Source organism: Devosia algicola (assembly GCF_028816455.1).
GTDB classification, from domain to species: Bacteria; Pseudomonadota; Alphaproteobacteria; order Rhizobiales; family Devosiaceae; genus Devosia; species Devosia algicola.
Map to the genome: position 1 here is coordinate 681,620 of NZ_CP118246.1, position 20,849 is coordinate 702,468.

21 protein-coding genes and 3 pseudogenes are annotated in these 20,849 nt (G+C 57.6%); 11 read left to right on the plus strand and 13 right to left on the minus strand.

Going from position 1 to position 20,849, the window contains the following annotated elements; translation table 11 throughout:
* Positions 1–7: 7 nt before the first annotated feature.
* Positions 8–1,019, plus strand: a pseudogene (locus PSQ19_RS03610) (SIS domain-containing protein).
* The gene (gene nagA, locus PSQ19_RS03615; RefSeq protein ID WP_282219651.1) at positions 1,016–2,182 is read left to right on the plus strand and encodes an N-acetylglucosamine-6-phosphate deacetylase; all 1,167 of its coding nucleotides are present in this window, start codon (positions 1,016–1,018) and stop codon (positions 2,180–2,182) included. The pseudogene PSQ19_RS03610 and the gene nagA overlap by 4 nt, the downstream one beginning before the upstream one ends.
* Positions 2,183–2,189: 7 nt before the next feature.
* Here the strand turns inward: nagA and PSQ19_RS03620 are convergent, their stop codons facing one another.
* Together PSQ19_RS03620 and PSQ19_RS03625 are read right to left on the minus strand one after the other, a co-directional pair.
* Entirely contained in the window at positions 2,190–2,546 is a 357-nt protein-coding gene (locus tag PSQ19_RS03620) for a magnesium transporter (protein ID WP_282219652.1), read from the minus strand.
* Positions 2,452–3,552 (minus strand): magnesium transporter MgtE N-terminal domain-containing protein, encoded by a 1,101-nt coding sequence (locus PSQ19_RS03625; protein ID WP_282219653.1) that lies wholly within the window; start codon positions 3,550–3,552, stop codon positions 2,452–2,454. Before PSQ19_RS03625 ends, PSQ19_RS03620 begins: the two co-directional genes overlap by 95 nt.
* 99 nt (positions 3,553–3,651) lie before the next feature.
* Here PSQ19_RS03625 and PSQ19_RS03630 point away from each other — a divergent pair, with 99 nt between their 5' ends.
* From PSQ19_RS03630 to PSQ19_RS03645, 4 genes are all read left to right on the plus strand, one after another.
* Positions 3,652–3,930: a hypothetical protein gene (locus tag PSQ19_RS03630; protein WP_282219654.1), complete on the plus strand. Its 279-nt coding sequence runs from the start codon at positions 3,652–3,654 to the stop codon at positions 3,928–3,930.
* Positions 3,931–4,395 carry an ATP-dependent zinc protease family protein gene (locus PSQ19_RS03635; RefSeq protein ID WP_282219655.1) on the plus strand — a complete coding sequence of 155 codons (465 nt, stop codon included), beginning with the start codon at positions 3,931–3,933 and terminating at the stop codon, positions 4,393–4,395.
* Positions 4,396–4,459: 64 nt separating this feature from the next.
* Positions 4,460–5,365 (plus strand): 30S ribosomal protein S6--L-glutamate ligase, encoded by a 906-nt coding sequence (rimK, locus tag PSQ19_RS03640; protein ID WP_282219656.1) that lies wholly within the window; start codon positions 4,460–4,462, stop codon positions 5,363–5,365.
* A complete protein-coding gene (locus PSQ19_RS03645; protein ID WP_282219657.1) occupies positions 5,365–6,408 on the plus strand; it encodes a succinylglutamate desuccinylase/aspartoacylase family protein in 1,044 nt (347 codons plus the stop codon). The genes rimK and PSQ19_RS03645 overlap by 1 nt, the downstream gene beginning before the upstream one ends.
* Positions 6,409–6,441: 33 nt before the next feature.
* Here the strand turns inward: PSQ19_RS03645 and tdh are convergent, their stop codons facing one another.
* Both tdh and PSQ19_RS03655 read right to left on the minus strand, forming a co-directional pair.
* A complete protein-coding gene (gene tdh / locus PSQ19_RS03650; protein WP_282219658.1) occupies positions 6,442–7,479 on the minus strand; it encodes an L-threonine 3-dehydrogenase in 1,038 nt (345 codons plus the stop codon).
* Between the two features lie 10 nt (positions 7,480–7,489).
* Positions 7,490–8,692 carry a glycine C-acetyltransferase gene (locus PSQ19_RS03655; protein WP_282219659.1) on the minus strand — a complete coding sequence of 401 codons (1,203 nt, stop codon included), beginning with the start codon at positions 8,690–8,692 and terminating at the stop codon, positions 7,490–7,492.
* Between the two features lie 171 nt (positions 8,693–8,863).
* Here PSQ19_RS03655 and PSQ19_RS03660 point away from each other — a divergent pair, with 171 nt between their 5' ends.
* Complete coding sequence (locus PSQ19_RS03660) at positions 8,864–9,067, plus strand: CsbD family protein (RefSeq protein WP_282219660.1); 204 nt, start codon at positions 8,864–8,866, stop codon at positions 9,065–9,067.
* A gap of 32 nt (positions 9,068–9,099) precedes the next feature.
* Positions 9,100–9,306, plus strand: a complete 207-nt coding sequence (locus PSQ19_RS03665; protein WP_282219661.1) for a hypervirulence associated TUDOR domain-containing protein — start codon at positions 9,100–9,102, stop codon at positions 9,304–9,306.
* Between the two features lie 33 nt (positions 9,307–9,339).
* Here the strand turns inward: PSQ19_RS03665 and PSQ19_RS03670 are convergent, their stop codons facing one another.
* The 9 genes and pseudogenes from PSQ19_RS03670 to PSQ19_RS03710 form a co-directional block, all read right to left on the minus strand.
* On the minus strand, positions 9,340–9,762 hold the full coding sequence (locus tag PSQ19_RS03670) for a uracil-DNA glycosylase family protein (protein WP_282219662.1): 423 nt from the start codon (positions 9,760–9,762) through the stop codon (positions 9,340–9,342).
* 245 nt (positions 9,763–10,007) lie between these two features.
* Positions 10,008–11,216 carry a molybdopterin molybdotransferase MoeA gene (locus PSQ19_RS03675; RefSeq protein ID WP_282219663.1) on the minus strand — a complete coding sequence of 403 codons (1,209 nt, stop codon included), beginning with the start codon at positions 11,214–11,216 and terminating at the stop codon, positions 10,008–10,010.
* Positions 11,213–11,695, minus strand: a complete 483-nt coding sequence (moaC, locus tag PSQ19_RS03680; protein WP_282219664.1) for a cyclic pyranopterin monophosphate synthase MoaC — start codon at positions 11,693–11,695, stop codon at positions 11,213–11,215. The genes PSQ19_RS03675 and moaC overlap by 4 nt, the downstream gene beginning before the upstream one ends.
* Entirely contained in the window at positions 11,695–12,504 is an 810-nt protein-coding gene (gene trpC / locus PSQ19_RS03685) for an indole-3-glycerol phosphate synthase TrpC (protein ID WP_282219665.1), read from the minus strand. Before trpC ends, moaC begins: the two co-directional genes overlap by 1 nt.
* Positions 12,501–13,524 (minus strand): annotated as a pseudogene (gene trpD / locus PSQ19_RS03690) (anthranilate phosphoribosyltransferase). The gene trpC and the pseudogene trpD overlap by 4 nt, the downstream one beginning before the upstream one ends.
* Positions 13,521–14,120 (minus strand): anthranilate synthase component II, encoded by a 600-nt coding sequence (locus tag PSQ19_RS03695; protein WP_282219666.1) that lies wholly within the window; start codon positions 14,118–14,120, stop codon positions 13,521–13,523. The pseudogene trpD and the gene PSQ19_RS03695 overlap by 4 nt, the downstream one beginning before the upstream one ends.
* Positions 14,117–15,626 (minus strand): annotated as a pseudogene (gene trpE, locus PSQ19_RS03700) (anthranilate synthase component I). Before trpE ends, PSQ19_RS03695 begins: the two are co-directional and overlap by 4 nt.
* 24 nt (positions 15,627–15,650) lie before the next feature.
* Entirely contained in the window at positions 15,651–16,388 is a 738-nt protein-coding gene (locus PSQ19_RS03705) for a hypothetical protein (RefSeq protein WP_282219667.1), read from the minus strand.
* Positions 16,330–17,523: a peptidylprolyl isomerase gene (locus PSQ19_RS03710; protein ID WP_282219668.1), complete on the minus strand. Its 1,194-nt coding sequence runs from the start codon at positions 17,521–17,523 to the stop codon at positions 16,330–16,332. The genes PSQ19_RS03705 and PSQ19_RS03710 overlap by 59 nt, the downstream gene beginning before the upstream one ends.
* Positions 17,524–17,724: 201 nt before the next feature.
* Between PSQ19_RS03710 and tpiA the strand changes: the two genes are divergently transcribed.
* The 3 genes from tpiA (at position 17,725) to PSQ19_RS03725 (ending at position 20,844) form a co-directional block, all read left to right on the plus strand.
* Positions 17,725–18,480 carry a triose-phosphate isomerase gene (tpiA, locus tag PSQ19_RS03715; RefSeq protein ID WP_282219669.1) on the plus strand — a complete coding sequence of 252 codons (756 nt, stop codon included), beginning with the start codon at positions 17,725–17,727 and terminating at the stop codon, positions 18,478–18,480.
* A gap of 111 nt (positions 18,481–18,591) precedes the next feature.
* Positions 18,592–19,104, plus strand: a complete 513-nt coding sequence (secG, locus tag PSQ19_RS03720; RefSeq protein ID WP_282219670.1) for a preprotein translocase subunit SecG — start codon at positions 18,592–18,594, stop codon at positions 19,102–19,104.
* Between the two features lie 111 nt (positions 19,105–19,215).
* On the plus strand, positions 19,216–20,844 hold the full coding sequence (locus PSQ19_RS03725) for a CTP synthase (RefSeq protein ID WP_282219671.1): 1,629 nt from the start codon (positions 19,216–19,218) through the stop codon (positions 20,842–20,844).
* Positions 20,845–20,849: the final 5 nt, after the last annotated feature.

Genomic DNA, 20,849 nt, shown 5'->3' on the forward strand with positions numbered 1-20,849 from the left:
AACTCACATGCGCGCGGAAATCGAGCAAATTCCTCATGTAGTTGCCAATTTCCTCACCGAAAGCGCGAGCAGCGTTAGTCAAGCAGCTGCCAGTTTGCGCCAAAAGAACCCGGTAATGGTCGCCACCATCGCACGGGGCTCGTCCGATCATGCCTGTAGCTATCTCAAATATGCAATCGAGCCTGAGTCTGGGCCTGCCAGTGGCCTCGATTGGCCCCTCGGTAGCCTCGATCTATCAGCGCAGCCTCAAGCTGGAGCAGTGCGCAGCAATCGCCATTTCGCAGTCAGGTAAAAGTCCCGACATTGTGGGAATGGCAAAGTCCGCCCGTCAAAGCGGCGCGACATCGATCGCCATTACCAACACCTCGGACTCGCCACTTTCGCAAGTCTCAGACTTCACCATTAATCTGCATGCAGGCGCCGAAAAGAGTGTCGCGGCCACCAAGACCTTTGCCACCTCGATCGTTGCCGGACTGGCATTGTTGGCGCAATGGAGCGGTGACGACGAGCTTAAACGCGCGGTGGCGCATTTGCCCGAAAGCCTTGCCAAGGCAGTCGCATGCGATTGGTCCGACATGGTCAACGCGCTCGATGGTCAAAATGCGCTTTACGTGCTCGGACGCGGGCCTGGCTGGGCCATCGCCAACGAAGCGGCACTCAAATTCAAGGAAACCTGTGGCATTCAAGGCGAGGCATTCAGCGCTGCCGAAGTCATGCATGGCCCCGTATCCATCGTCGGCCGGGGCTATCCGGTACTTGGATTGGCGGCGCGGGACGCTGCCGAAGCGTCGGTGGCTGACATGGCCCATAAATTGGCCGGGCAGGGGGCGCTTGCCTTCGTCACCTCAGATCGGCCTGGTAGTGCATACAAGCTCCCGTTCGCGGCGACCGGGCACCCATTGACCGACCCATTGGCGCTGATCGTCTCATTTTACGGTTTCGTTGAAGCGCTGGCACGCCATCGCGGTCTGAACCCAGATGAGCCGCCGCGGCTCAAAAAGGTGACCGAAACAATATGAGCGCGACGACAGCCATTACCGGCGCTCTTATTTTTGACGGCCACCATTGGCATGAGCAGTCGGCACTCCTGATCGAGGCTGGCATGGTTTCGGCCATATTGCCGGTCGGCCAACTCGTCCAATCCGACCGGCAAGTACAATTGGACGGCGGTGTGCTGGTGCCCGGCTTTATTGACCTTCAGGTCAATGGCGGTGGCGGTGCATTACTCAACGAGGTGCCTACTCTTGACGGCATCCGAACTATTTGCGGCGCACATACCAAATTCGGTACATGTGCCCTGCTGCCAACCCTGATCACCGATACCCCTGCGGTCACCGACAAGGCTATCGCCGCAGGAATTGCAGCGGACAAGGCGAAAGTACCGGGATTTCTGGGTCTGCATCTGGAGGGGCCGCATCTGTCGGTCGCACGCAAGGGCGCACACGATCCCAATCTGATCCGTCCCGTTGACGCCGCCGATATTGACCGGTTCGCCAGGGCCAGCACAACGCTACCGAATTTGTTGCTGACCTTTGCCGCTGAAACAGTGCCGCCCGAACAGATCAGGACCATAGTGTCCAATGGCGCCATCGTCAGTATTGGCCATTCCAATGCGACGCGCGACCAGGTCAACGCGGCTGTTACAGCCGGCGCCAGCATGGCGACGCATTTGTTCAACGCCATGAGCCAACTGGGCAGCCGCGAGCCGGGTGTTGTCGGCGCGGTGCTGAGCAATGGCGCAATGTATGCGGGATTGATCGCCGATGGCATCCACGCCGATGCTGATACTATTGGCATCGCGCTGCGCGCCAAGCGCGGGCCGGGCCGCATATTTCTTGTTACCGACGCAATGTCGCTTACGGGCGTGCCGGACGAAAGCTTCACCCTCAATGGCCGGGTCATTACCCGTGCCGATGGTGCGCTACGATTGGCGGACGGTACGCTTGCTGGTGCTGATCTGACCATGATCGACGCGATAAATTACATGCACCGCACTATCGGACTGGATTTTGAGGAGGCATTGCGCATGGCAACGCTTTATCCGGCCAATGCCATCGGAATCGCGGACACGTTTGGCCATCTCCAGACCGGCGCGGTGGCAAATTTTGTTCATCTTGACGACGACCACCAGGTAAGATCGACTTGGATTGGCGGGCAAAAAGCATTTTCCCAACCAACTTGATGGTGCTCTAGACCAGATATGGCATTGCCAGCGACGCCAGGCTAAGGACCAGAAAAAAGCCGGCCATATCTGTGATCGTCGTCAATAGCGGCCCGCTGGCGACCGCCGGGTCTTGCCCGGTACGCTTGAGCAATAGTGGCACGATGCCTCCGATCGACACGGCGATAATGGTGTTGAGCGCCAGTGCCGCACCGATGACGACACCGAGCATCAAATTGCCCTTCCAGACCCAGGCAACCAGAGCTATCAGGGTGCCGAGTACAACGCCGTTAATCAGGCCAACAAATACTTCCTTGCGCCATACCCGAAACAGGTCCTGGGGCCGTGCCAGTCCCAGCGACAGGCTCTCGCATCGAAACGGCAACTGCCTGATTACCCGAGCAACCACTCATGTCCGACACCATCGGCAGGAAGACGGCAATGGCGATGACGGCTGCCAGGGTGCTTTCGTAGGCCGAGATGACACTGGCGGCGATGATGTTGAGTACGATATTGGCCGATAGCCACGCCAGGCGTCGGCGCGAGCGTAACAACAATGGCATTGAGCGCACCTCGTCGCCCACCAGACCCTGCATTTTCAGATTGGCGGATTCGGAGCGCTCGAGCACGGCGGCGTCAACGGCGGAGCGAGACAGGACACCAGCCAGTGTGCCGTCAACCTCAACGACCGGAAGGCCAAGAAACGGATGCAGATCAAATACATCGCGAAGCGCGTCAAGCGGCGTGTCGACGCTCACTGTTATCGGTGCGACCATAATGTCGGTAAGGCTGGCGCTGCGTTTGGCGGTTAGCAGCCCGCGCAGCGACACGACCCCGACCGGCCGCCCACCCTCGTCCAAAATATAGGGGTGCTGTCCCCGATAGCGTTCAAAGTCCGCGTCATCGCTGGCGAAACGACGCAAGACCAAGCCAACCGTATCGGTTTCGTGAAAGGTAAAGGCCTCGGCGAACATCAAGCCACCGGCGGTATCTTCGTCATAGGCAGCCAACCGACGGACGTCAGCGGCGTCATCCGCATCCATTTCGGCCAGAATGGCCTCGGCGTCTTCGTCGGCCATCTCGCCGATAACATCGGCCTGTGTGTCTGAATCCAACGCATCAATAATTGCCGCAGCATTGGGAGCCGCCAACGATTCCACCAGTTCAGCGGCCAGTTCATGGGGCGCTTCCTCGATGATTTCGGCGGACAGGTCGGCCGGGAGTAGCGATAAAAGCTCGGTGCGCTCTTCAGGAACGAGTTCCAGTATTTCGCGCAGCGTTTCACTGAGCGTCAGCGGGTCGAGCAGCATTTCCAGCGCTTTTGCATCGCCTTCGGCCAAACAGAGGCGAATGCGCTCGGTGATGGTCAATTCTTGCTGTTGCTCGGTCATGGCCAACGCCCCCATTGTTGAGTTCGATAACAGACCAGTGTCAAAAAGACAAAAATAAATTATCTATAGACAAAAAAATATTGCCTGATATGAAAAGGCATGGCGATTGACACGATGATGGAAAATACAGCCAACCGGCTCGCGGCGCTTTACGGCGAGGCGTTCGGCGGCAAAGCCTCCGGGCGCTATCGCATTGCGGTGAAGCTGGTCCGAGCCATGGCAGGACGCAAACGACTCTACGAGAACGATGTCGTCGCGCTTACACGGGCGATGCTGGAGCGGGGATTTGTCTTGATCGACATGGACAGTTTTTTTGTGGTGATGAGTGCCAACACGTTTACCAACTATCGTCGCGCCAACGACGATGTGGCGGATTAGATGAGCAAAGCGTCGCGGCCAATGACCATAATTGGGTGGCGCGAATGGGTGTCGTTGCCCCAGTTGGGGCTTGAGCGCATCACCGCCAAAATTGACACTGGCGCGCGAACCTCGGCGCTACATGCTAGCAATGTGGCGGTGATCAGACATCTGGATGAGGCTTTCGTTGAATTTGTGGTGCCCGGCGCGGGCCATGAACGCCTGTGCACAGCGCCGCTGCTCGACACGCGTGCCATCAAGAACACCGGTGGCAAGACGGAAGTGCGCTTTATCATCCAGACCCAGATGCTGATCGCCGGACGGGGCTGGCCGATTGAACTGTCGCTAGCGGATCGAGGAGCGATGTCCTTCGACCTCATCCTTGGACGAACCGCAATTCGCAGACGTAACCTGCTGATCAATCCGGGGCGATCATTCCTGACGGGTGACGCACAAGTGCCGCACGGACACGAAAAAGCGTCATGACGACGCGCGCCAGAATGCTGGCACCCCGGCCAATATCCGGCCACTCCGATGAGAGGAGACCATTATGAAAATTGCAATGCTGGCGAGAAATCCCGAGCTTTATTCGCACAAGCGCTTGAAAGAAGCAGCCGAAGAACGAGGCCACGAACTCGATATCATCAATACACTGCGGTGCTATATGAATATCGCCTCGCGGCGCCCCGAGGTCTATTACAACGGCGAGAAACTGCCCCTCTATGACGCCATTATTCCGCGCATTGGCGCCTCCGTTACCTTCTACGGCCTCGCGGTTTTGCGTCAGTTCGAGATGATGGGCGTATTTCCACTCAATGAATCGGTTGCCATCGGCCGGTCGCGCGACAAGCTGCGGTCGATGCAATTGCTGGCTCGGGACGGCATTGGCCTGCCCGTAACAACATTTGCCCACGACCCAAAACAGACAGAAGAAGTGCTGAAGCTGGCCGGTGGGGCACCGTTGGTGATCAAACTTCTGGAAGGCACGCAGGGCATCGGTGTAGTGTTGGCAGACACGGAACGGTCGGCAAAATCCGTCGTTGAGGCGTTCCGCGGCGCAGGGGTCAATATTCTGGTGCAGGAATTTATCAAGGAAGCCGGAGGCACCGATATCCGGGCGCTCGTGGTCGGCGGCAAGGTAATCGCGGCCATGCAGCGAAAAGGCGCCGAGGGCGAATTCCGTTCCAACCTGCATCGCGGCGGCAGCGCCCAACCGATAAAAATATCGCCTGAAGAACGCTCAACCGCCATTCGCGCGGCCAAAGCCATGGGGCTCAATGTTTGTGGCGTCGATATGCTGCGCGCCAATCATGGACCGGTGGTCATGGAGGTCAATTCGTCGCCAGGTCTGGAAGGCGTTGAAAAAGCCACAGGAATCAATATTGCCAGCAAGATCATAGATTTCCTGGTGCACAGCGCCCGGCCCAATCAAACCAAAACTCGCGGCAAAGGATAATGGTGGCCCGCAAGGCTTTCGAGCTGGGAGCAAGCCGGATTGCGCCGGGTTCACGATCAACCGTGAACCTGCCGGTCAGCGTATTGTCGGATCATACCCCGGTGACAATGTCGGTACTCGTTGTGCACGGCAGGCTGCCGGGGCCAACTGTCTTTGTCAGCGCCGCAATCCATGGCGATGAGGTGATAGGGGTGGAAATCGTGCGGCGATTGCTGCGCGTGCCCAATCTTGATCGGCTCAAGGGCACAGTGCTGGCCGTGCCTATCGTCAACGCCTTCGGTTTCATGAACCATTCGCGCTATCTGCCTGATCGCCGTGATCTCAACCGGTCCTTTCCGGGTAGTGCGCAGGGTTCGCTGGCTGGGCGGCTGGCGGATCTGTTTCTCAATCAGATCGTCAAACGCAGCGACGTGGGCATTGACCTGCATTCGGCGGCGATCCACCGGACCAATCTGCCCCAAATCCGAATTTCGCCCGGTCGTCCCAGAGCGATTTCACTGGCCCAATCATTTGGCGCACCTCTGATTTTGACGTCGAAACTGCGCGAAGGCTCGCTTCGTGCCTCGGCGGCTGAAGATGGCGTGGACATTCTACTTTATGAAGCAGGAGAGGGGCTTCGGTTCGACGAGTTGGGAGTCCGTGTTGGCGTATCGGGCATTTTGCGGGTGCTGCACCAGTTGGACATGATATCTGCCAAGGGTATACCAAAACTGCGACACCCGCCGATCCTGTCACGTTCAAGTACCTGGGTGAGGGCACCAGCGGGCGGCTTGTTGCGAACCTTCAAGACTATCGGTGAAGAAGTGGCTGAAGGCGATCTGCTGGGCATGATTGCCGATCCATTCGGCGAAGTCGAAAGCGAACTTCTCGCACCCATCAGTGGGCTGATCATAGGACGAACCAATTTGCCCATCGCCAATGAGGGCGACGGCATGTTCCACATCGCGACAATCGAACGAAACCTTGATCCACAGGCCACAATCGAAAGCGTAGCGGCTCAGCTTGATGCTGATCCCCTGTTTGACGAGGACGAAATAATCTGACGGCAATCATGGCACCACACCGAAGCCCTGCCGTCAGGACTGTAATTGGGTCCAATCAAGGACGATCTTGCCTGACTGTCCCATGGTCGCGATAGAGAAGGCGTCAGCGTAATCGCCGGCACTCATTCGGTGGGTGATGACCTTTCGTACATCAAGCCCGCTTTCCAGCATTGCCAGCATTTTGTGCCAGGTCTCAAACATTTCGCGGCCGTAAATACCCTTGAGGTTGACCATGCGGAAAACGACTTTGGATAGGTCAAAAACAAAAGGTCTTGCCGGAACCCCCAATAACGCAATGCGTCCACCCATGACCAGATGGTCGATCATCTGATCGAGGGCAGCGGGTGCGCCGCTCATTTCCAGACCAACGTCGAAACCCTCTTTCATCCCCAGTTCGGCCATGACATCGCGAAGGTCTTCCGTCGTAACATTGACGGTGCGGACATTGGCAACCTGAGCGGCCAATTTTAGACGCTCCGCGTTGACATCGGTAATGACGACGCGCCGCGCGCCAGCGCGTTCAGCGACCGCTGCCGCCATGATACCAATCGGGCCAGCGCCCGCGATAATCACGTCTTCTCCCACCAGATCGAAGGCGAGCGCGGTATGGACGGCGTTGCCCAGCGGATCAAGAATGGCACCGATTTCGTCGTCGATGCCATCGGGCAATGCGATAATGTTGAACGCCGGAATCTTGACATATTCCGCAAACGCGCCGGGCAGATTGACGCCAATACCCTTGGTGTCGGGGTCCAGATGATATTTTCCGGCCCGCGACGCCCGGCTATTCATACCAACCACATGGCCTTCGCCCGAGACCCGCTGACCGGGCTTGAGCTTTGTAACATCCGCACCCACTTCAACGATTTTTCCGGCATATTCATGGCCGGTGATCATGGGAACGGGAATAGTTTTCTGTGCCCAATCGTCCCAATTGTAGATATGAATGTCGGTACCACAAATGCCGGTCTTGTGAACCTTGACGAGCACATCGTCGGGCCCGATTTCGGGGATCGGTGCATCGACCATCCAGATGCCGGGCTCTGCCTTGAGCTTGCTTAGGGCTTTCATTTACTGATCCTCAAATCAAGCCGGTGACCTTGCCCGCATCTATGAATGCTGCAATGGCGTCCTCGACATCCTGCTCCGAAAGCGCCGCAGACATTTGGGTGCGAATTCGCGCCTTGCCTTTGGGCACGACAGGAAAGAAAAATCCAGCAACATAGATGCCCCGCTCATCCAGTGCCGCGGCCAGTTTTTGCGCCAGGCTCGCATCGTGAGTCATCACCGGAATGATTGGCGTGTCGCCTGCCAACAAATCAAAGCCTGCCGCGCTGAGGGCGGCTCTGAAGCGGCTGGTATGCTGTTGTAGGGTTGCTCGCAGATCATCTGCGTTTGCAGCAATTTCAATGGCCATGAGTGATCCCGCCGCGACCGTGGGCGCAAGACTGTTGGAAAAAAGATAGGGTCGCGCGCGTTGGCGCAACAAATCGATCACCGGTTGCGCTGCGGCAATGAAACCGCCCATGGCGCCGCCCAGCGTCTTGCCAAACGTTCCAGTAACGATATCGACCTTGTGATCAACGCCAGTCAGGGCAGGCGTGCCACGTCCCGCCGGGCCCAGATGCCCGGTGGCGTGGCAATCATCGACAAGCACCATGGCGCCGTATCGATCTGCCAGGGCACATATAGCGGGCAGGTTGGCAACAAAGCCATCCATTGAAAATACGCCGTCCGTCACGATCAGTTTGAAGCGCGCGCCGTCGCTTTCCGCCTGCTTTAGGCGGTCTTCCAGGGCATTCATGTCCGCATTGTCAAACCGATAGCGCTTGGCCTTACAAAGTCGCACCCCGTCGATGATCGACGCATGATTGAGGCTGTCCGAAATGATCGCATCTTCCGGACCAAGCAGGGTTTCGAATACCCCGCCATTGGCGTCAAAACAGGCGGCAAACAGGATGGCATCATCCTTGCCAAGATAGCGGGCAATCGACTGCTCCAGTTCGCGGTGCAACGTCTGTGCGCCGCAAATGAAGCGAACAGAAGCCATGCCAAAGCCAAATTCGTCTATGGCCTGCTGGGCTGCCAGTTTGACATCAGGGTGATTGGCAAGGCCCAGATAATTATTGGCGCACAGATTGATCATCTTGCGCCCGGTGCCATTTTGATTGACCACAATCCGACCGTCTTGCGGGCTCTGAATGAGGCGCTCGCGCTTATACAGGCCGTCCGCGTCGATCTGTTCGAGTGTGTCGCGAATGTGCTCGAGAAATAGCGCGGTCATTTAAGCCTCTCCAGTTGCGGCGCACGATGCGTGATCCGGGCACCCCATGGCAAGTGCCTGTTTCAATTTGGCGCGACACCAGACGAACTTATCCTGTTTGTGTCAGCACACATGGAACGCCCATGGTGCGGCTCGCGTTGTTCGCTCACACTCAATCATAGGAGAAGGTCAATGGACTGGAATCGCGTAGAAGGTAGCTGGAAGCAGATGTCGGGCAAGGCCAAAGAGCAATGGGGCAAATTGACCGACGATGATCTGACCGAGATCAAGGGCAACCGCGAGCAGCTGGAAGGCAAAATTCAGGAGCGCTACGGCAAGACCAAGGATGACGTGCGCAAAGAGGTCGACGATTGGTATGATCGCCAGAACTGGTAGGCGTTGCCGAACCGGTTTAGTGGGCACTAGCCATGGCCAAATATTCAATCGGCGACCATGTATGCTGGAACTCTGAAGCAGGACGCGTAAGCGGCAAGATCATCAAGATCCACACCAGCGATTTTACCTACAAGGGACATAATCGCCGGGCATCGCCTGAGCAGCCGCAATATGAGATCAAAAGCGACAAGACCGATCACATAGCGGCTCACAAGGAAGAAACGATTACCGCCATTTAGCGCCACGCGCGACGCAACCCCTATGCCAATATCTCAGCGATTTGACGCTGCAATGTTGGCAGCACATCCGCCTCGAACCAGGGGTTGCGTCGCATCCAGCCAACCACGCGCCAGGCTCGGATGCGGCAAGGGTAGGGTGGTCGGCAAATAGTCTCGAAATGCGGCCACGGTATCGGTGAGCGTCCTCGACGGATGCTGATTATAGAATTTTTGAGCATACCCCCCGACCAGTAGGGTTAGCTGGATTTCCGGCATGCAATCGATGATACGCTGATGCCAGGTCGGCGCACAGCGTTTGACTGGCGGTTTGTCGCCGCCACCTGAGGCGACACCAGGGTAGCAAAAACCCATCGGCAGGATGGCGACGTTTTGAGGGTCGTAAAACTGCGCCTCACCAATGCCCATCCATGCCCGCAATCGCTCGCCACTCTGATCATCCCACGGCACGCCGCTCATATGAACTTTGCGGCCGGGTGCCTGTCCCACGATCAATATACGCGCGCCCGTCCCGGCCTGAATGATGGGACGAGGGCCGAGCGGGAGTTCCTCCAAACATAATTGGCAATTTCGTGCTTGCTTGAGCACAATATCCAACGATGAAATTTCGAGCGCCTTTTGCTGGATTGATAAATACGCGATGCTATCAGATTTCAACGCCGCTACAGACGCAAGGTCAAGTCCCCCGACGACGCCGTGACAGCCTAAAATTCATTGAGCCACACACAGTCCACAATTGATCCTGCGCCCTGGCCGGGATCATTTTCGGGTTGAATAATCAGCAAATCTGCCAGCGCCAGTGATGAAGTGTGCCCGCTGTCAGTCTGGCTAATCGGCTCAACCGCAGTGCCATCGATAGTCGTCGCCAGCCTTGCGCGCATAAAATGGCGTCGTGACGAATTTAGTGGTGTCGGCGCGGCCAACGGCAGGCGCATGGGGACCGGGATCGGTCGACTCATACCCAGCCACTGTCGTAGTGCCGGCTTGATAAACATGGCTGCCGTAACCATTGCCGACACCGGATTGCCGGGGAGCCCAAATACCAGCGTGTTGCCGCGCGTACCGAACATCAGCGGTTTACCCGGGCGCATGTTGATCCGCCAAAAATCCAGATCCACCCCAATTGATTTCAGCACATCCTGAACAATGTCGTGATCGCCGACACTGGCGCCACCGGTCGTTATCAGAACATCGATGCCGCTATCAAATGCAGCCGAAAGACGCGCGCGCAGCGCGGTGGGCTCGTCCGGCGCGACTCCAAAATCGCGAACCTCGGCGGCATAGGGCCTAAACATCGGCACCAATCCAAAACTGTTCGAGGCCACGATAGTATCAGGCCCCAGCGGTGCACCGGGCAGTCTCAACTCATCGCCCGTCGCCAGAACCGCCAGCCGGGGACGTCTGCTGGCAACAATGTGGTCTCGGTTGGCGGCGGCGGCCAGCGCCACACTATAGGGCGTGAGGCGCTCGCCGGCTTCCATCAATCTCTGCCCGGCAGCAAAGTCGTTGCCAACCGGCCTGATATTGCGATGTGCTGACGGCTGAGTAGAAAACACCACCTCGCCGTCGGTGGCACTTGCCTCTTCCTGCATGATCACCGCGTCCGCCCCGCTCGGCACCGGCGCACCCGTGAATATCCTGACGCATTGCCCCGACCCGACGATTCCGGAAAATCCCGCACCGGCCTGCGATATTCCCGTGATCACAAACTTTTTGCCGACAGCCACGTCATCGGCTCGAACGGCATAGCCGTCCATGGCGCTGGCCGCAAAGGGCGGTTGACTATGGCTGGCGATCAACGGCTCGAATAGAATTCGACCATCTGCTTGTGCCAGCGGGACTGCCTCGCCGGAAGGGGCGGGCACGCGGCCCAGAATGGTGGCGATAGCGTCCTCGACGCGTAACAGACTCATGTCGCCTTCCGATAATCGCCCGATTTGCCGCCGGTCTTTTCGATGACGCGGATATCGGTGACGACCATGTCGCGATCAATCGCCTTGGCCATGTCGTAGAGCGTTAGCGCAGCGGTCGATGCCGCGACGAGGGCTTCCATTTCGACGCCCGTCTGGCCGGTGGTTTCAGCGCGCGCCAAAATTCGCAAACTTGTGCCCCCCGCCTCGGCCTCGATATCGATAGCGACTTTTGTCAGGGCAATAGGGTGACAAAGCGGAATGAGGTCGGCGGTTTTTTTGGCGGCCATGATCCCCGCCACGCGCGCCACAGCAAGCGCGTCGCCCTTCTTCAGCCCGCCAGTGGCGATGGTTGTAATGGTGTCGGCATTGCCAACAAGCCGGGCCTCTGCAATCGCATGGCGACGCGTAACCGCCTTGTCACCAATATCGACAATATGGGCTTCGCCCCGATCATTGAGATGCGTAAGGGAATTTGCCATCACGGACTGATAGTTTCACCAAACAGCAGGGCGCGAGTAGCCGCCGTGACGTCGGCTTGCCGCATCAGGCTTTCGCCAATTAAAAAGGTACCGATCCCGGCGGCTTGATCTAGATTTACTATGTCCTCGTGGCCGCCGATACCGCTCTCGCTGACCAGCATCACATCCGATGGCACGCCCACCGCGAGGTCAATCGAGGTCTCGATCCGCGTTTCGAAAGTGCGCAGATTGCGATTGTTGATCCCGATAAAGTTGGCATCAAGGGCTAACGCCCTATCCAGTTCGAGTTGATCGTGAACTTCGACCAAAGCATCCATGCCCCATTCTTCGGCGGCATCCAGCAGATACCGCGCCACATCATCACCGACCGCTGCAAGAATGATAAGGATGCAATCAGCCCCCCAGGCGCGCGCCTCGACGACCTGGTAGGTCTCAAACAAAAAATCCTTGCGCAGTACCGGCAATTTTATAGCAGCACGTGCCTCGATCAGATAGCTGGGCGAACCTTGAAACGATGGTCGGTCCGTCAGTACCGAAAGACAGGCAGCGCCGCCCAATTCATAGGCTCGTGCAATGGCCGCAGGGTCAAAGTCTTCACGGATCAACCCTTTTGACGGGCTGGCTTTCTTGACCTCGGCGATCAACGCATATTGGCCCGCTGATCGCTTGGCCTTGATCGCCTTGAGAAAACCGCGTGGGGCGGTCTGATCATGGGCCTGCGCAACAACCTCGGCCCAGGGTCGCATGGTTTTCGCCGCCGCGATTTCCTCGCGCTTGTAGGCCTCGATCTGTTGAAGAATGTCGTTCACGGTTCGGCCCCATTTGATATGGCAACCAGTCGCTCCAGTGTCTGCCGCGCCTTGCCGCTATCGATAAGGTCTGCGGCCAGCGTCGCGCCGGATTTGAGGTCCTCGACGCGTTCGGCAACGATCAACGCCGCCGCGCTGTTGAGCAACACAATATCGCGATAGGCGCCGGGCGCACCAGCCAGCAATTCGGTTATGGCGTCGGCATTATATTGTGGGTCACCACCGGCAATGTCTTCAATGCTGGCGCGTTTCAAACCGGCATCTTCGGGGGTAATTTCAAAGCTCCGCAGGTCGCCATTGGCAATCTGCGCCACAAAACTTGGGCCGGTGGTCGTAAGTTCGTCCAGTCCGTCGCTGCCATGGACAACCCAGGCCTTTACGGCACGGTTGGCCAATAATGCGGCCGCCACCGGTTCAACCCACTCCTGATCATAGACGCCGAGCATGAAGCGTCGCACGCTCGCGGGATTGGCCTGTGGCCCCAACAAATTGAACATGGTGCGGATGCCAAGGCTCCGTGCGTGCCGGGCCAACATGACGCATCGCCGGATGATGTTGAGGCGCAAACATGAAACCGATTCCGGCCTCTTTGATGCACCGGCCGATCTGGTCAGGTGCCAGATCTAGCTTGACGCCGAGCGCTTCCAGGGCCTGTGAGGATCCTGATTTGGACGATAGCGCCTTGTTGCCATGCTTGGCGACTGGCACACCAGCGGCGGCCACCACAATGGCGCTGGCCGTCGAAATATTGAGCGTACCGACGCCATCGCCGCCGGTGCCAACGATGTCCACAGCGCCTTCGGGCGCTTCCACCGGCACCATTTTCTGGCGCATGATCGATACGGCCGCCGCGATCTCCCCAACTGTTTCGCCCTTGACCCGCATGCCCATCAAAAAAGCACCGATCTGGGACGGCGTCGCGTCACCCGACATGATGATATCGATGACGCCGCGCATTTCTTCGCCGGTCAGATCGCGGCTGTCCGCGATCTTGTTGAGCGCTGATTTGATATCCATCAGGCAGCCTTCCCCACATTGAAATCACGGGCCAGATTAAGAAAATTCTGCAAGAGCGCGTGTCCGTTGTCCGATGCGATACTTTCAGGGTGAAACTGTACGCCATGGACCGGCCATTGCGCATGTTGCATGCCCATGATCAGGCCGTCATCGGTCGACGCCGTAACTTCGAGCACACTCGGTAAGCTCGAACGATCCACAATCAGCGAATGGTAGCGTGTCGCTTCAAATCCTGCGTTCAAGCCACGGAACAGGCCTTTTCCCGTGTGATTGATCACGCTGGTCTTGCCATGCATCAGATACGGTGCCCGCACCACGCTGCCGCCCATCGCCTGACCGATGGCCTGGTGGCCGAGACAGACGCCGAGCAGGGGGGTGGTTTGAGCGAATCGTTCGATCAGCGCCAGACAGATACCGGCTTCGTTGGGCGTGCAGGGTCCGGGCGACAGGACTATCGCTTCGGGTGCCATGTCAGCGATCTCGTCCAGCGTGATCTTGTCGTTACGCCGAACAGTCATATCGGCGCCAAGTTCGCCAAGAAAGTGCACCAGATTGTAGGTAAAGCTGTCGTAATTATCGATCACAAGCGTTCTGGTCATTGCCCGATCCTGGCTTCACCCGCATAGCGCAACGCCTCTTCGGCCGCGCTGAACAGGGCCCGTGCCTTGTTTTCACATTCCAATTGTTCAAGTTCCGGCTTGCTGTCGGCCACGATACCGGCGCCCGCCTGCGCATAGAGCCTTGCCATCTTTGACGATTGCGGTGCGCAACACAATACAGGTGTCCATGGCCCCGTCTGCACCAAAATAGCCGACACAACCGCCATAGATGCCGCGCCGTGAAACTTCGAGTTCATCGATGATTTCCATCGCACGTACCTTTGGCGCCCCTGATACGGTGCCTGCGGGGAAGCCTGCGCTCAGCGCATCAACAAAATCATATTTCGGATCGAGCACCCCTACAACGTTGGAAACAATGTGCATTACGTGGGAATAATATTCCAGAAAGAACTTGTCGGTGACCTTGACGGTACCGGACTTGGCGACGCGTCCCACATCGTTGCGGCCCAGATCGAGCAGCATCAGATGCTCCGCCAGTTCCTTGGGATCGGAGAGAAGTTCGGCGGCCAGTTCCTGATCGCGCGTTGGCGTAGAACCGCGCTTGCGCGTGCCGGCGATTGGTCGGATCGTGACTTCGCCATCCTGCACGCGCACCAAAACCTCGGGGCTGGACCCCGCGATCGAATAGCCGCCAAAATCCAGATAATACATGTAGGGGGATGGATTGGTGCGGCGCAGTGCACGATAGAGCGCCGTCGGGGGCAGGGAAAATTCGGCCTCGAACCTTTGGCTCAAAACAACCTGGAATATGTCACCTGCCGCGATATATTCCTTGGCCGCAGCGACCATCTCAAAATAGCGCTCACGGCTGGTGTTGCTGGTTACCGCCAGATTTTCAAGATCGGGCAGGACTGGCGCCGTAGGCAGGGCGCGACTAAGGCGCTCGATCGCTTCGTCCATGCGCCCCTGCGCCCCTTCCCAGGCCTGCATGGCACTAACATTGTCCCGCACATATATCGGCGCCGTAAGATAGAGTTCGTCCTTCAATGTATCGAAAATGGCCAGCAGGGAAGGGCGCATCAAAAGTGCTTCTGGCAGTTGTAGATGGTCCGGATTGCTGTTGGGCAAAACCTCCATATAGCGAACCATCTCATAGCCCAGATAGCCATATATGCCCGCCGACTGCGGTGGGAGCCCCGGAGGCACCTCTATCCTGGAACTGGCGACAAGGTCGCGCAGCGCATCCAGCGGCGCCGCTGAAATGGTTTCAAATCGCTCGGGATGAGCGTGAACACCGCGATTGATATGCGCGGCACCCGCTTCCACCTTCAATATGACATCCGGTTCCAGCCCGATAATCGAATATCGCCCCCGAATGGCGCCGTCCTGCACCGATTCGAGCAAAAAGCTGTTCTGGCAATCCTGCGCCAGTTTCAGATAGGTGCCAACGGGTGTTTCGAGGTCCGCCACAATGCGGCGCCAGACGATCTGAGATTTTCCCGCATCATATTGATCAGCGAACTGCCGATAGTGATCGTCACCCATATGACTTGCCTGCTGGTTGAACTGCTAATGGCCGGTCAATGTCAGCGTCTGCTGCAGTGCCTGCTCGTTGATCCGCAATCCGGCATCATCACGCACACCCGTGACAAATTCTGCGTATAGTCCGTTGCGTTGATCGGTGCTGATTGAATCGAGTGCCTGTGCATCCAGAGGTCCATCCGCAGGGACGACGCTGGCAACAGAAAACACCACCTGCTCGCCCTCATTGTTGAGAGCCGTGCCATGACTGTCCGGTCCCCCCGCAAACACTTTAGAGGCCACGGCAGTATCGATGGATGTGTCGGCTTCCCCCGACCGCCCGAATGGCAGCGACAATTGGGGAATGGCGTTCATGGACGAGGCAATATCAACCAACGATTCGCCCGCAGTCATGCGTGCAACGATTTTATCGGCAGCGGTCGCGATGGCAGAATCAACCTTTTCGGCGGTCCAGGCGGTCGATACCTCTTCACGCACTTCGTCCAATGTCTGATCGCGCGCCGGTTCGATGGTGCCCAGATCAAACCAGACATTGCTGTTGGCGCTCAGCGTCACGGTTGGCGACAGTTTGCCGTCCTCGGCGGCAAAAATGGCCTGCGAAACCTTGGTCCGATCCGCATCCTTGAGACTATCAATAGCCGACAAGGCGCTGGCATCAGCGCTCACCACCAGATCATAGACCTTGAGATTGAAGCGATCGGCGATCTCACCAATAGGCTTGAAGGCGGCACGCAGGCTCTTCGATCTGGTCCAGAATGGTCGCATATTCCTTCTTGGCTTCGTCGAGCGCGAGTTTGTTGGCAATGTCGGCCTTGGCGTCTTCGAGTGAGGTTTGGCCGCCGACATCGATTGCGCTCACATGGATCGCCCGCTTACCAGCAACACCGTCAATGATGGCAAAGCCATCTTCGGGTAGCGAAAAAGCCGCATCGCCCAGATCCGCATCATTGATTTGCGCCTGCGTCAGCGTGCCCAATTGCGTGGCCGACAAACCATTCTCGGTTACCAGATCGGAAAAGCTCGTGCCTGCAACCTTACCATCCTCAAACGCCTGCGCCAGATTAGCGTCGGTGAGTACCACCTGTTCAATCGTACGGGTTTCAGGCTTGACCAGGCTGGCTTTGGTCCGCTCATATTCCGCCGATATCGCCGCATCGTCGATGGTTTTGCTTGCCGCCAGAACATCAGGCGACAGCGCAATCACCTTGACGGCGCGCGTTTCGACCGTGCGATAATCACTTTGGTGATCTTTTAAATACGCGGCCAGTTCGTCCTCGGTTGGGGCCGGCGGCGCGTCGATGTTGGTTTCATTGAGTACGATATAATCGATGGTGCGCTTATCGCCGATAAAGCGGTTGATCAGCTTGGATGCCGCCTCGGGCAATTGCGTATCCCCAAACAGCGACAGGACCAATTGCTGGCGCTGCGCCGATTTCGCTTCATTTTCGAGATATTCGGATTCGGTAATGCCGCTGCGTCGCAGTACATCTGAAAAGGTTGTCGGATCAAAATTGCCCAGCGTGCCGGAAAAATTGGGGTCCCTGCGTAAAATCTGGCTGAGCCGATCTTCGGAAACGCCCAGGCCGTAATTGTTCGCCATCTGATCCAGCGCCGCGTTCTGCGCCAGATCGCCAATGACCATCGAAGGAACGCCCAGGCTGACGGCTTCCTCGCTCGTAGGCATCCGGCCAATCTGGTTGGCAACACGATTGAGCTGGTTCTGATAGTCACGCAGGAAATCGCGGGAGGTAATTTCGACATCGCCGACACGCGCAACCGTATTTGAGCCGAGGCTGGTAATAACGTTGTTGATACCAAATCCAGCCAGACCGACCAGCAAAAAGCCGCCCATGATCTTGCCGGGCCAGGATTTTGCAAAAATACGCAAACTATCGAGCATGTCAGACGTTCCAATACGCAGTGTCTAGGCTTTACCCAAGCTAGGCGGAGATATTAGTAAAGCGCTCGGAGAAAAAGTCCATTTCACTTTTCCTCGAGGCACAATGTAGTCGTTCCGTAACGCTGAACGATCAACGTCGCGGGACAATCACGCCGGGTTAGGGCAATACTTGCCCCGGTGCAAGAGGCAGGAGCTTTATCAGTGACATCGAAAATCACCCCTTTAATAGCCGGCAACTGGAAAATGAACGGCACAACTGCCGCTCTGGACGAGTTACAGGCACTGGCAAAACTGCTAACCACCGGCGAGGCGCCCCGCGCAATGGTCGTATTGTGCCCACCCGCGACATTGTTGGCACCCGCCTGTGCCAAGACAGCCTCGGCCGGAATATTGCTGGGCGGTCAGGACTGCCACGCGGCAAATTCCGGCGCCCACACTGGCGACATAAGCGCCGCCATGCTGGCCGACGCGGGTGCTCAATATGTCATTGTTGGCCATTCCGAGCGCCGCGCCGATCACGGGGAAACCAGCCAAATGGTATGCGCCAAGGCCGAAGCCGCACTCGGCGCCAGCTTGCTGCCGATTATCTGTGTCGGCGAAACCGAGGCCGAGCGGGATGCAGGCAAGGCCGAAACCGTGGTCGAGGCGCAATTGCTGGCCTCGATTCCATCGGCGGCCGATCAGCTTGAAATAGTTGTTGCCTATGAGCCGGTCTGGGCCATTGGCACCGGGCGCACGCCGGACGTCGCCGACATAACGCAGATGCATGCTCGCATCCGTGCCATCCTGACAGATCAGTTCCCCACCCGTGGAAACACCATCAAGATTTTGTATGGTGGTTCGCTCAAACCCAACAATGCGCGCGAGATTTTGGGCATTGAGCACGTGAACGGCGGTCTGGTTGGCGGTGCCAGCCTCTTGGCAAATGACTTTTACACCATTATCTCCTCGGTATAAAAACCGGCGTCATATCCCGGTTGCGTCAAAAAACGGCGCAATCGACTGGCAATTGTTTTGCTGGGCGTGTATGACGCGCCAATATTTGACACTTCCAAGACTGAGACAAGAATGGCTAACGTCCTCATTGTTGCCTATCTGCTGATTGTGCTGGCGCTGATTGCGGTTATTTTGCTTCAACGCTCCGAAGGCGGCGCGCTGGGTATCGGTGGCGGCGGCGGCGGTCTGATGACTGCACGCGGATCAGCAAATCTGCTGACCCGGACCACCGCAATTCTGGCGGCGCTGTTTTTTGCCACCGCAATTGGCCTGACGGTGTTAAGCCAATATGACCGGGACTCGACCGCCATTCTTGACCGCGCGGCTCAATCTACTGATGGCGGCGGCGCTACCAATGTCCTTGATGCATTGAACGCCCTGCAAGGCGATTCGGACCTGCCGGTTCCCGCAGCACCTGCCACGGACGCCACGCAGTCGACCGATACGACCACGCCAGTGGCACCCAATAGCGATCTTCCGGTTCCAACCGCTCCCGCCGATACATCAGCACCCGCTGATGCGGCAGCGCCTGCCGCGACCGACGCTTCTCCCGGTGACACGCCGGTGGCGCCAACAACGAACTAACTGCCGCAAGGCACACCGAAAAAGGGGATGGCAACATCCCCTTCTTCTTTATGTGTAGAGGCTCAATTTGGCTCTTCGAGATCGAATCTGAGATGTGTAAGGTGAACGCCCATGGCGCGGTATGTTTTCATCACCGGAGGCGTGGTCTCCTCATTGGGCAAGGGTCTTGCATCGGCAGCATTGGGCGCTGTCCTGCAGGCGCGCGGCTACAAGGTGCGCTTGCGCAAGCTGGACCCGTATCTCAACGTTGATCCGGGCACCATGTCGCCTACCCAGCATGGCGAGGTCTTTGTTACCGACGATGGCGCCGAAACCGATCTCGATCTTGGCCATTATGAGCGCTTCACCGGCCGCTCTGCCAACAAGCAGGACAATGTAACCACCGGCCGGATTTATTCCGACATTATCGCCAAGGAGCGGCGCGGCGACTATCTCGGCGCCACCGTTCAGGTCATTCCCCACGTTACCGACGCCATCAAGAATTTCGTCATCGACGGCAATGAGGACTTTGATTTCGTTCTTGTCGAAATCGGCGGCACCGTCGGCGATATCGAAGGCCTGCCATTCTTTGAAGCCATCCGCCAACTTGGCAATGATTTGCCGCGCGGTGACGCTGTCTACATGCATCTGACCTTGATGCCCTACATTCCGAGCGCCGGTGAGTTAAAGACCAAGCCGACCCAGCACTCGGTCAAGGAATTGCGCTCCATCGGCATCGCGCCCGATATTTTGCTGGTGCGCTGTGATCGGCCAATTCCCGAGGGCGAGAAGCGCAAACTGTCCCTGTTCTGTAACGTGCGTGAATCGGCGGTTATTCAGGGTTTGGACGTTGCCTCGATTTATGATGTGCCGCTGTCCTATCACAAGGAAGGTCTGGATCGCGAAGTCCTCGCCGCCTTTGGCATCGCCGACGCACCCGATCCCGATCTGTCCGCCTGGGCCGAGGTGTCCGAGCGCCTCCACAGTCCCGAAGGCGAAGTCAACATCGCCATCGTCGGCAAATATACCGGCCTCAAGGACGCCTATAAGTCGCTGTCCGAGGCCTTGGCCCATGGCGGCATCGCCAACAAGGTCAAAGTCAATATCCAGTGGATCGATAGCGAAGTGTTCGAGCGCGAGGACCCGGCGCCCTACCTTGAGCATGTCCACGGCATTTTGGTGCCGGGTGGCTTTGGCGAGCGTGGATCGGCGGGCAAAATTCAGGCCGCCCGTTTCGCCCGCGTCAAGGACGTACCCTATTTCGGCATCTGCTTTGGCATGCAGATGGCCTGCATCGAAGCGGCCCGCAACACCGCCGGCATCAAGACCGCCAGTTCGACAGAGTTCGGTGCCACCAAGGAACCGATTGTCGGCATGATGACCGAGTGGGTAAAAGGCAACGACACCGAAAAGCGCGGAGATGACGCCGATCTGGGCGGCACCATGCGCCTTGGCGCCTATCCTGCCCAGTTGACACGCGGCAGCCGCGTCGCCGATATTTACGGCACCACCCACATTTCCGAGCGTCACCGTCATCGCTACGAAGTCAACATGGCCTATCGCAAGGTGCTCGAAAAGAACGGCCTGCTTTTTTCCGGCGTTTCCCCGGATGGAAAACTGCCCGAAATCGTCGAGCGCACCGACCATCCCTGGTTTATCGGCGTGCAGTTCCATCCTGAACTGAAATCAAAACCCTTCGAGCCCCACCCCTTGTTCGCGTCTTTCATCAACGCGGCAATGGATCAAAGCCGTCTGGTATAGGAGAG